Genomic DNA, 300 nt, shown 5'->3' with positions numbered 1-300 from the left:
AGCGACAGCGCCATGTCAGCGATCGACATTGGTGCGTATTGCTTCTGCTTCATCAGCTCGGGAACGCTCTGACCATGCTCAAGTGGCTTACGGGTCGGTTCGTCCAGGTCAGAAGCGAACTGGGCGAATGCCGCGAGTGCACGGTACTGAGCCAGAGCGGTACGGATACCACCGGAGAGCTTCTTGATGATCTTGGTCTGAGCGGCACCACCCACACGGGATACCGAAACACCGGCGTTAACAGCAGGACGGATCCCGGAGTTGAACATGGCCGATTCCAGGAAGATCTGACCGTCGGTG

1 pseudogene is annotated in these 300 nt (G+C 58.3%); it reads right to left on the bottom strand.

Annotated features, from left to right (window positions below):
- Window positions 1-300 (bottom strand): annotated as a pseudogene (locus BK660_RS30125) (F0F1 ATP synthase subunit alpha); the annotation flags it as partial.

It is taken from the genome of Pseudomonas brassicacearum, from assembly GCF_003732265.1.
GTDB classification, from domain to species: Bacteria; Pseudomonadota; Gammaproteobacteria; order Pseudomonadales; family Pseudomonadaceae; genus Aquipseudomonas; species Aquipseudomonas brassicacearum_D.
Note: the sequence above shows the minus strand (reverse complement) of the source record. Positions and strands in the feature narration are given on the sequence as shown.